The 12,878-nt window shown below is 35.6% G+C and carries 14 protein-coding genes; 8 read left to right on the top strand and 6 right to left on the bottom strand.

Annotation, left to right across the window (positions count from 1 at the left end; all coding sequences use genetic code 11):
- The first annotated feature begins 24 nt into the window (after positions 1 to 24).
- Positions 25 to 1,053: a small ribosomal subunit biogenesis GTPase RsgA gene (rsgA, locus tag J3U56_RS08785; protein WP_267344547.1), complete on the top strand. Its 1,029-nt coding sequence runs from the start codon at positions 25 to 27 to the stop codon at positions 1,051 to 1,053.
- A 111-nt stretch (positions 1,054 to 1,164) separates the two neighbouring features.
- Here rsgA and J3U56_RS08780 read toward each other — a convergent pair whose 3' ends face one another.
- Both J3U56_RS08780 and dauA read right to left on the bottom strand, forming a co-directional pair.
- Positions 1,165 to 1,710 carry an HdeD family acid-resistance protein gene (locus J3U56_RS08780; RefSeq protein ID WP_267334160.1) on the bottom strand — a complete coding sequence of 182 codons (546 nt, stop codon included), beginning with the start codon at positions 1,708 to 1,710 and terminating at the stop codon, positions 1,165 to 1,167.
- A gap of 184 nt (positions 1,711 to 1,894) precedes the next feature.
- Positions 1,895 to 3,568, bottom strand: coding sequence for a C4-dicarboxylic acid transporter DauA (gene dauA, locus J3U56_RS08775; RefSeq protein ID WP_267334161.1), 1,674 nt, complete (start codon positions 3,566 to 3,568; stop codon positions 1,895 to 1,897).
- 279 nt (positions 3,569 to 3,847) lie between these two features.
- Between dauA and J3U56_RS08770 the strand changes: the two genes are divergently transcribed.
- The gene (locus tag J3U56_RS08770; protein ID WP_267367384.1) at positions 3,848 to 5,206 is read left to right on the top strand and encodes a histidine-type phosphatase; all 1,359 of its coding nucleotides are present in this window, start codon (positions 3,848 to 3,850) and stop codon (positions 5,204 to 5,206) included.
- A gap of 105 nt (positions 5,207 to 5,311) precedes the next feature.
- Here the strand turns inward: J3U56_RS08770 and dtd are convergent, their stop codons facing one another.
- The 4 genes from dtd to rpsT all read right to left on the bottom strand — a co-directional run bounded on the left by dtd (position 5,312) and on the right by rpsT (position 7,634).
- Positions 5,312 to 5,746, bottom strand: a complete 435-nt coding sequence (dtd, locus tag J3U56_RS08765; protein WP_267334163.1) for a D-aminoacyl-tRNA deacylase — start codon at positions 5,744 to 5,746, stop codon at positions 5,312 to 5,314.
- 8 nt (positions 5,747 to 5,754) lie between these two features.
- The gene (locus J3U56_RS08760) at positions 5,755 to 6,597 is read right to left on the bottom strand and encodes a virulence factor BrkB family protein (protein WP_267334164.1); all 843 of its coding nucleotides are present in this window, start codon (positions 6,595 to 6,597) and stop codon (positions 5,755 to 5,757) included.
- Positions 6,598 to 6,602: 5 nt separating this feature from the next.
- A complete protein-coding gene (locus J3U56_RS08755) occupies positions 6,603 to 7,250 on the bottom strand; it encodes an SPOR domain-containing protein (protein ID WP_267334165.1) in 648 nt (215 codons plus the stop codon).
- A 120-nt stretch (positions 7,251 to 7,370) separates the two neighbouring features.
- The gene (gene rpsT / locus J3U56_RS08750; RefSeq protein ID WP_065634119.1) at positions 7,371 to 7,634 is read right to left on the bottom strand and encodes a 30S ribosomal protein S20; all 264 of its coding nucleotides are present in this window, start codon (positions 7,632 to 7,634) and stop codon (positions 7,371 to 7,373) included.
- A 226-nt stretch (positions 7,635 to 7,860) separates the two neighbouring features.
- Here rpsT and pgk point away from each other — a divergent pair, with 226 nt between their 5' ends.
- The 6 genes from pgk (at position 7,861) to rplL (ending at position 12,650) form a co-directional block, all read left to right on the top strand.
- Positions 7,861 to 9,024, top strand: coding sequence for a phosphoglycerate kinase (pgk, locus tag J3U56_RS08745; protein ID WP_065634120.1), 1,164 nt, complete (start codon positions 7,861 to 7,863; stop codon positions 9,022 to 9,024).
- Between the two features lie 77 nt (positions 9,025 to 9,101).
- Positions 9,102 to 10,181 carry a class II fructose-bisphosphate aldolase gene (gene fbaA / locus J3U56_RS08740; protein WP_065634121.1) on the top strand — a complete coding sequence of 360 codons (1,080 nt, stop codon included), beginning with the start codon at positions 9,102 to 9,104 and terminating at the stop codon, positions 10,179 to 10,181.
- A 177-nt stretch (positions 10,182 to 10,358) separates the two neighbouring features.
- Positions 10,359 to 10,787 (top strand): 50S ribosomal protein L11, encoded by a 429-nt coding sequence (gene rplK / locus J3U56_RS08735; RefSeq protein WP_034884321.1) that lies wholly within the window; start codon positions 10,359 to 10,361, stop codon positions 10,785 to 10,787.
- Positions 10,788 to 10,790: 3 nt separating this feature from the next.
- Entirely contained in the window at positions 10,791 to 11,492 is a 702-nt protein-coding gene (gene rplA, locus J3U56_RS08730; RefSeq protein WP_065634122.1) for a 50S ribosomal protein L1, read from the top strand.
- A 232-nt stretch (positions 11,493 to 11,724) separates the two neighbouring features.
- On the top strand, positions 11,725 to 12,222 hold the full coding sequence (gene rplJ / locus J3U56_RS08725; protein ID WP_065634123.1) for a 50S ribosomal protein L10: 498 nt from the start codon (positions 11,725 to 11,727) through the stop codon (positions 12,220 to 12,222).
- A 59-nt stretch (positions 12,223 to 12,281) separates the two neighbouring features.
- Positions 12,282 to 12,650: a 50S ribosomal protein L7/L12 gene (rplL, locus tag J3U56_RS08720; protein WP_034884317.1), complete on the top strand. Its 369-nt coding sequence runs from the start codon at positions 12,282 to 12,284 to the stop codon at positions 12,648 to 12,650.
- Positions 12,651 to 12,878 lie beyond the last annotated feature (228 nt).

Genomic DNA, 12,878 nt, shown 5'->3' with positions numbered 1-12,878 from the left:
CTGTTTTAGTAAAAATTATTGACTGTGGCAAAAAATCAATTATCTCAAAATCAAAAAAGACGCATGGCTGCGAAACATCAACAACGTTTAGCCATAAAGTCAGATGAAAACTTAGCCAACTTCACGTCACCAAGTGATGGTGTGGTTGTTAGCCGTTTTGGTAAGTCTGCGGATGTGGAGGATAGTTTAGGTAAAATTTGTCGATGTAGTATTCGTCGAACTTTACCTTCATTGGTGACTGGCGATAAAGTGGTTTGGCGTGAAAGTTTAGAGCCAAATACCAATGGTATTATCGAGGCCGTTTACCCTCGCCATTCAGAGTTGGTTCGTCCTGATTTTTATGATGGTGTTAAGCCGGTCGCTGCGAATGTCGATCAAATCGTCATTATCTCAGCTGTTTTGCCTGAATTATCGCTTAATATTATTGATCGCTATTTAGTTGCTTGTGAGGCAACAGACATCACGCCAATTATTGTGTTAAACAAGATTGATTTGCTTACTGATTCACAACGTAAAGACGTTGAAAGTCAATTAGCCATATATCGCCAAATTGGTTATCAGGTGCTTTTTGTTTCTTGTCAAGATCAGCAGGGCATTATAGCGTTACAACAGACCTTACAAAATAAGGTATCTATTTTAGTTGGGCAGTCAGGGGTGGGAAAATCAAGTATTATTAACTTATTATTACCTCATCAATCGCAATTTGCACTCACAGGCGATGTTTCAGAAATATCTGGGCTTGGTCAACATACCACCACGTCAACGAGGTTATATCATCTGCCTAATGGTGGCGACATTATTGATTCTCCAGGTATTCGTGAGTTTGGTTTGTGGCATTTAGAGCCTGAGCAGGTTATAAATGGTTTCAAAGAATTTGCGGATTATTTAGGGGGATGCCAATTTCGTGATTGTGATCATTTAACAACACCAGGTTGTTTATTGCAACAAGCAGTTATTGATAAAAAAATAGCCCCTTCAAGGCTTGATAACTATCATCGAATTTTACAATCCATGAAAGAAGTCAAAGCAAAAACGAATAAAAATTACAAATAGTTATTTGGTTGTATTTGTTAAACATCAATTTTAAGGTGTGACATCATTGTAGTGAAAGTTGTTGCTCACATAATTTATACACTAAGTTAGTGAGCAACTTTTGCGTTTAAACTATCGATTTTTAAGTGCAAAACCAATTGCTACATATGCCCAACCTTGGAATATAAGATCAATACCTAAAAACATGCCTAATACCCAAAGGCTGTTATATGGCCAACCTGCAAGTATCATAAATCCTAAAATTAATGTGATGATTCCTGAGGTTAAAACCCATCCCCAGCGTGGTAAATAGCGGTTGTTCATTGCCGCAAAGATTTGAGTAAAGCCACTCATAATCAGTAGAATAGAAACCACTAATGTTAACGCTGATGATACAGCGATAGGTTGGAAAAATGACATTAAACCAATAAAAATATATAAAACGCCCATTACAGCCCATAACGCTGATTGTCCAAAACCTTTAATATTAAAAGAGTGTACTGCTTGAGCAATACCTGCAATTAAAATTAATGTTCCAATAAAATACACTGAAAAGACAGTTGCGACGAATTGATAACCTAGTGCTAAACATCCTAACACGATTAAAATTATACCAACTAAAATAAACCAGTTTGATTTTTGTTTGAGATTATTAATATTGTTTAAATCAGTTATCATATGCATTTCCTATATTGTCATGATTAATTTATGTTGTTGGGTATATGCCTATCAATAATTTTGCCAATAACGATTGACGAAAAAAGATAAGCTATTACAGTTTAATACAATATACACAACAATGATTAGGGTTGAGTTTTGTTGTGTTTTTTATAGCGTTAATATAATAAAACTAAATATAAAATTATTCTTTATCTTTCAGTGCTTCATCAAGTGTTGAGAAAAACATCAATTTATTTGGAACAGGTACAATTTTAGCTCTCGCTATTGTTTTTAGCGGCTGAAATTGTAATTCACAAATTGATAAATCAACCTGTTTTGGTAATTCATCAATAAAATGAATTAATGCATTTAATCCACCAGCATCAAGAATAGGCACCGCATCCCATTGTAATACAATATGCTCATAGCCATTTATTTTCTGGTAAATTTCCGAAAAGGTGCGCTCAGCAGCGGCAAAAAATAGTGGTCCATTAATGCGGAGAACTAATGTTTTTTCATTGGTTCGATTGATTTCAACCAAACGTGTCATATGTGCAATGCGACGCATAAATAGAATTGAAGCTAAGACTATGCCAAGTGTTATAGCAATCACCATATCAAATAATACGGTTAAAGACATACAAATAAGCATAATCAAAATATCATCTTTAGGTGCGCGTTTAATGATATAAATTACGCGTTGTACTGCGCTCATATTCCACGCCACGATTAATAATAATGCTGCCATTGCTGAAAGCGGGATATAAGATAAAAGTGGAGCAAAGCAGATAAGTGCTAATAAAACAATGATTGAATGTAGCATTGCAGCAACAGGGGATGTCGCACCCGCTTTGACATTGGCGGCAGAACGTGCGATAGCTGCTGTTGCTGAAATTCCACCAAAAAATGGCGCAATGATATTTCCCAACCCTTGACCGATCAATTCACTATTGGAATGATGTTTGGTATGAGTCATTTCATCTAATACTACAGCGCAAAGCAGTGATTCAATAGCACATAACATCGCCATAGTGAGTGAAATGGGGAGCAGCGCGGAGAGCGTAGACCAGTCTAAATTAAAATCCGTATATTGCCATGGCAAAATGAATTCAGGTAACACCGATGGAATGCCATGACCAATACTATTGTCGGCTAACGTATAAGTGAATCGAGAACCGATGGTTTCAATTTGATAACCAAATTGTTTAAAAATAAACATAACTGCAATACCAGCAATTAAGGCAGGTAAATGGCCTGATATTTTTACTCGAAATTTTGGCCAGACAATTAAGACAATTAATGTCACGATTCCAACTAGGGTATCGGCTATGTTGATAGTGGGTAATGTTTTTGCTAATTCAATGACCTTTGTAATGTAATTTTCGGGCATGTGTTCGAGTGTTAAGCCAAAAAAATCTTTGATCTGCATGGTGGCAATAGTAATTGCAATACCAGATGTAAAACCTAAAACCACGGGTAGAGGAATATATTCAATTAATCGACCTAATCTTACAACGCCCATTAAAATTAGAAAAAAACCGGATAATAGTGTCGCTACTAATAATCCAGCTAATCCATATTGTAACGAAACTGGATATAAAATAACAACGAAAGCAGCAGTTGGACCCGAAACGCTATAACGCGATCCGCCTGTTAATGCAATGACTAATCCTGCAATAATTGCCGTATAAAGTCCATGTTGAGGCGGTACACCACTGGCAATAGCTAGTGCCATTGCTAGCGGAATTGCAATAATACCAACTGTAATGCCTGCAATAAGGTCTTTAAAAAAGCGAGTGAGGTTATAAGGGGTTGTTATACATGCCGAAATGAAAGCACAACAAATTTTAGTACCAGTAAATCCATATAATTTCATTAGTTTTTTTATCAATTAAGCAAAGGTTATTTTTAATGGGTAATAAGATAATCCTTTTTACAAAAATTAAAAAGAGATGACTTAAAATAATAATCTGTTTTTTGACCTTGCCATTTATAATAGGTAGAATAAAAATTAAATGATTTAATTCGACTGATCACAATACTATCTGAAACATTCAATTTGGCTACATTATAATTAAACGTTTATTGTGTTATATAAGTTAATTTTTTACTGAGAAGTTTGGTAAATAGATATTTAATTGTCAGGAGTATTTTTATGGATTATGCCAAAAAAATTTGTGCTCTGTGTTTATTTGCCTTTTCTTGTATGGGATTTGCCGAACAGCAAATAGCGGCAGGATCTAAAACTGCATATCATTTTGATTCGAAATACACATACACACCAGCGCCTGATGGTTACGATGCTTTTTATATTGATCATGTTGGGCGGCATGGATCGCGTTATATTAGCAAATCAAAATATGAAGATATTGCCTACCAAACTTTATTAATCGCTGAAAATAAGGGTCAGTTGACGCATCTTGGTAAAGATTTGCTTGACCAAATTAGCCGTATTACACAATTGAATAAAGGCCATTATGGCGCTCTAACCGATCTGGGACGACAAAATATTCGTTTAATCAGTCAGCGGATGTTGAATAATTATCCTTCTGTTTTTAAAGGTCAGAAAATTGAGGTTATCTCTTCAAGTTCACCCAGAGCCAAAGAGACAGCAAACATTTTTGTTGAAGCTTTTCATTCAAAATATCCTCAAATCAACGTCACGCAACAGCAAGAAGATCAACAAACATTATTGCGTTTTTTCGAGTATTCCCCCGCTTATGAGGAATTTAAACAAAGTAAAAAAGTGAAAAATGCAATAAAATTGATTGAAAATATGCCAGATTCATGGGAGATGGGGTACCATTTTTTACACCGAATTTTTAGTGATGAGTTTATCCAAAAATATTTAGATAAAGGTCTTGAAATTAATGAAAATTCATCCATAAAATCAATGGATTTTGTTATTGCAGTTTATCAGTTGTATCAAGAATTACTCGCTTTTTCTCCACAATTATTAGCAGAAAATCATGTGGATCTTAATTCATTTTTTCATGAAGATGAAAAAACACAATTTAATAATATCGTTACTGTAAAAAATTATCTACAAATAGGTCCAGCCTTTGATGCAAATGGTATTCAGATTAAAATAGCTGCACCTTTACTATGGGATATGTTAAATACAGCAGATTTTGCTATAAAGAATAATAATATTGACGCTAATTTGCGTTTTGCCCATGCCGAAACCGTATCGCCTTTGGCGACTTTACTTGAAATAGAAGGGACTGCAACAGTTGCAAATCCGATAGTACAATATCCTTTGGTTTGGCAGGCAGATAAAATTATTCCTATGATGGCAAATATGCAATGGATTTTTTATAAAAGTAAAAAAGTAGATCAACCGATACTGGTAAAGATTCTGTTAAATGAGCAGGAAGTGCATCTTCCTGTCAAAACTGAACATTATCCTTACTACTATTGGGAAGATGTAAAACAATATTATCTTACTAAGCTAAATAAATTAGGTTTATCCCCTCAAGCATCAGCAATAGATATGTTAAAAAATTTAAGATGATTATAAAGGTGATAAATAATAATTTTACTGAAATTGTTTATTCGTCTTTTACGGTAAAATAATTCACTTTTTAGTTAATCTATTTGTTGAGGCATGAATAATATTTTAAGTCTGTAACCAAAAAGTAACCGGACCATCATTAATCAATGATACTTGCATATTGGCAGCAAATTGCCCAGTTTGGGTATTAATTTGTTTTTTACATTGCTCGACAAAAAATTGATAGAGTTTATTGGCTTCGTCGGGTTTTGCTCCCTTAGTAAAACTAGGTCGCATTCCCTTTTGGGTATCAGCAGCAAGTGTAAATTGAGAAACAACTAATACCTCACCTTTAGCTTGCTGAACATTCAAATTCATTTTTCCCTCACTATCGCTGAAAATACGATAGCCTAGAACTTTTTCACATAATCGAGTGGCTTTTTGTTGATCATCACCTTGCTCAACACCTAATAAAATAAGTAGGCCATGGTTGATTTGTCCAATAATTTGTTTATCAACAGTAACACTGGCTTGCGTAACGCGTTGTATTAAGGCAATCATAGATTTTATTATTCCACTTGAGACTGATTTTCAATAGATTGTTTTTGTTGGCGGTTATAGTCAGTCAATGTCGCGGCAAACTCTGCACCAAATAGCACAATACACCATGAACAGTAAATCCAAACCAACATAATAGGTATCGAAGATACCACACCATAAATCAATTGATAGGTAGGAAAAGAGCTAACATAAAGTGAAAATGCTCGCTTTCCTATTTCAAATAAGACTGCAGCGACGATTGCGCCAATAAATGACTCTTTAAAAGGGACAGATTCGGTAGGAATAATACTATAAAGTAACCAAAAACCAATAACAGAAATAAGAAATGGTAAAATGCTAATTAGTAGGTTACTGGTTATCGCTGTAGAAATCCATTTTAACGAAAAAATATATGAACTTATCGCTACGCTACTGCCAGCCAAAATAGGGCCTAAGGTTAATATCGTCCAATAAATGGTTATATTATAAATTAATGAGCGTTTGCGTTTTGTTTTCCAAATATGATTGAGAGCTGTGTTAATTGAATTGATCAATAATAACGATGTGACAATTAGTCCAATTATCCCAACCACAGTCATTTTCTTTGTATTGGCAATAAACTGTTCCAGATAGTTTTGGATAGTGTCACTGGCTGTTGGTACTAAATTACTATAAATTAACTGCTTTAATGATCGACTCACTTCACTAAACATTGGAAAAGCAGACAGTAAAGAAAAGATTACCGTAATCAACGGTACCAGTGCGAGTATCGTGGTATAAGCTAACCCTGCAGATGATGTCGTTAAACGGTCATGGTTGATCCGCCACCATAACATTTTTGAGAACAGTTGTATGTGCTTAAATGTTTTCATCGTTTTTATTTGTTAGAAACAACACAATTGTTAATACCATTACTGAGTAACGAGCTCATTGTTTTATCAGCCTCATTTTTGTTGGTAAAAGGTCCGACAGTCACACGATACAGTTGACCTGCAGAAATATTACCACTTATTCCTGTCATAGCAAGTTTGGCTCTTAGTGTATCAGCATTAGCTTTATCTTTAAAAGCTCCACATTGTAGTGACCATTTATTTGAGGTATTCACTATTTGACTTGTTTGTGATGGGGCTGAAGTCGTTGTTATTTGTGTGTTAGCATTATTCGTGTTATTGGTATTTTGTGTGGTTGTAACAGGACGTGAATTATTAACAAAACTATCGAGAATTTGTTGTCGTTCACTTGCAACAGAATTTGTTTGAGCGTTAGAGCTAGCATTTGGCGTTTCTAACTCTTTTAAATATGTCCATCTTTCTTGGGGTTGTTCTGGTAACGTGATTGCCGGAGGTTGAGTTTTCGCTTTGGGCTGTTCAGTAATTTGCGTAGGTTTATTATTTGAAACAAAGTAGAGAATAGCAGAGAACAGAATAATAATGATAATAGCTAATAATATCATTAAATTAGGCATATTTCGTGACTTATTTTTTTTAGATTGGCTCTTTTTTCTCACATAATCACGCTGAACCACAATAAACTCTCTTTGTTTTTATTTGTTATTGATAAATGATTAGCACATAAATAAAAAAAGTGGTTTTCACCACTTTTTGCTAGGTTCTTAATTAACTATAGTAACTAACAGAATAAAGTATTAAGCTAATGCTTTTATCTGTTTGATTAAATTCGCTTTATGACGTGCTGCTTTGTTTTTGTGGATTAGACCACGAGCCGCTTGACGGTCAATAACTGCTTGCATGTCTTTAAATGCTACTTCAGCTGTTTGTTTATCACCAGCTGCAACAGCTGCGTAAACTTTTTTAATATAAGTACGCATCATTGAACGGTTACTAGCATTATGTTTACGGCGTTTTTCGGATTGAACCGCACGTTTCTTAGCTGATTTGATATTAGCCAAAGTCAACTCCCAAATTTAGAAAAATTAGATATTAATAAGGCGGCAAAATATGCCTGATTTTCTTTCTTTTGTCAATGCTGTTAGATAAAAAAATTTTGTGGCTTTTCGATTAAGTATTTAACGTAAATGTTTACTATTTAAGCGTTAATGAAAGTAACCTAATCTTATTTTTTATGTTAGAATAATGTAAAATTTATTTTATTTATATTTCATAAGAGGATGTCTCATGTCTATTATTAGAATGCAAGATCTTGATCTAAAAGGAAAACGTCTATTTATTCGTTCAGATCTTAATGTGCCAGTTAAAAATGGTAAAGTAACCTCTGATGCACGTATTAAAGCATCATTGCCAACAATTGAAGAGGCAATTAAAAAAGGTGCTAAAGTAATGGTAACCTCGCATATTGGGCGTCCAACCGAGGGAGAATATAATCCAGAATTTTCACTGCAACCTGTTGTTGATTATTTAAAAGAACATGTTTCATTTCCTGTCCGCCTAGTTAAAGATTATCTTAACGGTGTTGACGTTAAAGAAGGTGAACTTGTTGTGCTTGAAAACGTACGTTTTAATGTCGGCGAAGGTAAAGATGATGAAGCTTTATCAAAAAAATATGCCGCACTTTGCGATATCTATGTTATGGATGCTTTTGGTACAGCACATCGCGCTCAAGCGTCTACTCATGGTGTTGGTAAATTTGCACCAGTTGCTTGTGCAGGTCCATTATTAGCTGCTGAATTAGATGCTTTAGGTAAAGCGCTTGATAACCCAGCTCGTCCAATGGTTGCGATTGTTGCTGGTTCTAAAGTATCAACAAAATTGACTGTTCTTGATTCTTTATCAAAAATCGCTGACCAAATTATTGTTGGTGGTGGTATCGCAAATACATTCATCGCAGCTGAAGGCTATAATGTTGGTAAATCACTTTACGAAGCAGATTTAATTCCTGAGGCAAAAAAATTAATGGCAAATTGCCATATTCCTGTTCCAACTGATGTGCGTGTGGCTACTGAATTTAGCGAAACGGCTACAGCCACTGAAAAATCAGTAAAAGATGTTAAAGAAAATGAACAAATTCTTGATTTAGGTGATAAATCAGCAGAAGCATTAGCTGATATCATCAAAAAAGCCAAAACTATTTTATGGAATGGCCCTGTTGGTGTGTTTGAATTCCCGAATTTCCGTCGCGGTACTGAAATTGTAGCGAAAGCTATTGCTGATAGTGCAGGTTTTTCAATCGCAGGTGGTGGTGATACATTAGCTGCAATTGATTTATTCGGAATTGAAGATAAAATCTCTTATATCTCAACTGGTGGTGGAGCTTTCCTTGAATTTGTGGAAGGTAAAAAATTACCGGCTGTTGCAATGCTAGAAGCGAGAGCTAAAGCGTAATTAAGACATTTAATAAAAAAGGATGAGCCAATCACTCATCCTTTACTTTTTATATAAATAAATTTATAGGTAATAAAATGGCTACAAAGATTTCTGATGTTGTTAAACCTGGTGTGGTAACTGGTGATGATGTGCAAAAAGTATTTCAAATTGCACGAGAAAATAATTTTGCATTACCAGCTGTAAACTGTGTTGACACTAATACAATCAATGCGGTTATTGAAACAGCAGCTAAAGTTGGTTCGCCTGTTATTGTGCAATTTTCTAATGGCGGTGCACAATTTATTGCGGGTAAAGGTTTAAAACTTGAAGGTCAAGAATGTGCAGTGTTAGGTGCTGTATCTGGTGCTAAACATGTGCATTTAATGGCTGAAAAATATGGTGTACCAGTGATTGTTCATACCGATCACTGTGCAAAAAAATTACTGCCTTGGGTTGATGGGTTACTTGATGCTGGCGAAACGCATTTTGCTAAAACTGGCAAACCACTATTTTCTTCTCACATGATCGATCTATCAGAAGAAACTTTAAAAGACAATATTGATATTTGTTGCCAATACCTTGCTCGTATGTCAGCAATGAAAATGACATTAGAGTTAGAGCTTGGTTGTACTGGTGGTGAAGAAGATGGTGTTGATAATAGCCATATGGATAGTTCAGCACTTTATACTCAACCTGAAGATGTCGCTTATGCTTATGAGCGTCTAAGTGCAATTAGTCCACGTTTTACTATCGCAGCATCATTTGGTAATGTTCATGGTGTGTATAAACCAGGAAATGTTAAGTTAACACCAAAAATTCTCGATAATTCACAAAAATATGTTTCTGAAAAATTTAGCTTACCCGAAAAATCATTGAATTTTGTATTCCATGGTGGTTCAGGCTCTACTCCTGAAGAAATTGCTGAAGCAGTTAGTTACGGTGTTGTTAAAATGAATATCGATACTGATACGCAATGGGCAAACTGGGCTGGTATTTTAGATTATTACAAAGCCAACGAAGCATATTTACAAGGTCAATTAGGCAACCCAGAAGGACCTGATGCTCCAAATAAAAAATATTACGATCCACGTGTATGGTTACGTAAAGGACAAGAATCATTAGTTGCACGTTTAGAACTTGCATTTAAAGAACTTAATGCAATTAATGTACTTTAATTCTTGAATAACATTGTTATTAAATAAAAGCAGGCGGTAAATATTGCCTGCTTTTATGTGTAATAAATAAATCTTGCATTTATTAATCGATTGTAGGATAATTCTGCCCTCATTTAACTTAGGGGAGCTGTCTATTTATTAATAGAGGCGTTTGCACCCGAGAAAAGGAAACTAAAAATGGCAAAAAAAGTACAAGCTTACATCAAGTTGCAAGTTGCAGCTGGTGCAGCAAATCCTAGTCCACCAGTTGGTCCAGCACTTGGTCAACACGGTGTTAATATTATGGAATTCTGTAAAGCATTTAATGCAAAAACAGAAAGCATGGAAAAAGGTCTACCTATTCCTGTTGTTATTACAGTCTATTCTGATCGTTCATTTACTTTTGTTACTAAAACTCCACCTGCGGCAGTATTATTAAAGAAAGCTGCTAAAATCAAGTCTGGTTCTGGCGAACCTAACAAGAAAAAAGTAGGTAAAGTAACGAGTGCGCAAATTCGCGAAATCGCTGAATTAAAAGCTGCAGATATGAATGGTGCTACCATTGAAACGATGATGCGTTCTATTGAAGGGACTGCACGTTCAATGGGCTTGGAAGTGGAGGGTTAATTCATGGCTAAACTATCTAAAAAAGCTAAACTTATCCGCGAAAAAGTGAATGCGACTAAACAATATGATATCAACGAAGCAATTGCTTTATTAAAAGAACTTGCCACTGCTAAATTTACAGAAAGTGTTGATGTTGCAGTTAATTTAGGTATTGATTCACGTAAATCAGACCAAAATGTGCGTGGTGCAATTGTACTTCCACACGGAACCGGTCGTAGTATTCGTGTTGCAGTCTTTACTCAAGGTGCAAACGCTGATGCCGCTAAAGAAGCTGGCGCTGAATTAGTGGGTATGGACGATCTAGCTGATCAAATCAAAAAAGGCGAAATGAATTTTGACGTGGTTATCGCATCACCAGATGCTATGCGTGTTGTTGGTCAATTAGGTCAAATTTTAGGGCCTCGTGGTTTAATGCCAAACCCTAAAGTGGGTACTGTAACGCCTAACGTTGCTGAAGCAGTGAAAAACGCTAAAGCTGGTCAAATCCGTTACCGTAATGATAAAAATGGTATTATCCATACCACTATCGGTAAAGCTGATTTTGATGCAGATAAACTTAAAGAAAATTTAGAAGCATTACTTGTTGCGTTAAAACGAGCAAAACCTGCATCTGCTAAAGGTGTATTTGTGAAGAAAGTTAGCCTATCTACTACAATGGGCGCAGGTGTTGCTATCGATCAAGCGACATTAAATGCAACAGTTTAATTATTTCGATAATTAAACAGAAAAAATCGGTTGGTGTCTGGCCTTAACCAGACCCCGTCCAAGACCGTAGGTGTAATTGATATTTAATTACTTAATCTTCCTACGTAGACGGTGACAGAACCTGATAAGATATAATAGAGGGATTCTGCTCATCGTGGTTGTGCTAGCTACATGTGTAGTTAGTTAAAATAAGTCTAGGCTTTGCCTAGTATATAATCCAGGAGCAATACCAATGGCACTAAATCTTCAAAATAAACAAGAAATTGTTGCTGAAGTTAATGAAATCGCCAAAGGTGCGCTATCTGCAGTTGTTGCTGATTCTCGTGGCGTAACTGTAGAAAAGATGACTGCATTACGTAAATCTGCTCGTGAAGCGGGTGTTTATATGCGTGTTGTTCGTAACACCTTATTACGCCGCGTTGTTGAGGGAACTCAATACGAGTGCTTAAAAGATGCGTTTGTTGGTCCAACTCTTATTGCATTTTCAAATGAGCACCCAGGTGCTGCTGCGCGTATTTTTAAAGCGTTTGCAAAAGAAAATGAAAAATTTGAGATTAAAGCCGCAGCCTTTGAAGGTGAGTTGATTACTGCAGCGAACATTGATCGCTTAGCAACATTACCTACTTATGAAGAAGCATTAGCTCGCTTGATGTCAACCATGAAAGAAGCCGCAGCTGGCAAATTGGTTCGTACTCTTGCAGCAGTTCGCGATCAAAAACAAGCTGCTTAATTGGCAGTGTGATTGTGAATATTATTAATTAAAAAATTGTAAATTTGGGAAACTATATTATGTCTATCACTAAAGAACAAATTTTAGATGCAGTTGCTGAAATGTCTGTAATGGATGTTGTTGAACTTGTATCAATGATGGAAGAAAAATTTGGCGTTTCTGCAGCGGCAGCTGTAGCAGTTGCAGCAGCTGGTCCAGCTGAAGCAGCAGAAGAAAAAACTGAATTTGATGTAATCTTAAAAGATGTTGGCGCTAACAAAGTCGCTGTTATCAAAGCGGTTCGTGGTGCAACAGGTTTAGGCTTAAAAGAAGCGAAAGATCTTGTTGAATCAGCTCCAGCAACAGTTAAAGAAGGCGTTAGCAAAGCTGATGCAGATGAACTTAAAAAGGCACTTGAAGAATCTGGTGCAGTTGTCGAACTTAAATAAGTTTATCAATTGTAAGCTAAGTGGCTGGGGGTTTTTACCTCCAGCCTTTTTGCGCTGTAAAAAGTCAAAGAATTTTATTTGAAGACTATCAATAAAAAGTAATAAAGAAATAGTATATTTATTAAGCCTAATCAATTGATATTTATAGATATTTTCGATGAGGTGTCAGGCGTTCTTATTTGATAGATAGTAATACCCCTGATGAATATTTAATCATGCTAAAATAGC

It is taken from the genome of Gilliamella sp. B2824 (assembly GCF_026536245.1).
GTDB lineage: Bacteria > Pseudomonadota > Gammaproteobacteria > Enterobacterales > Orbaceae > Gilliamella.
The sequence above is the reverse complement of the archived record's forward strand: the minus strand, read 5'-3'. Positions and strand labels throughout refer to the sequence as shown.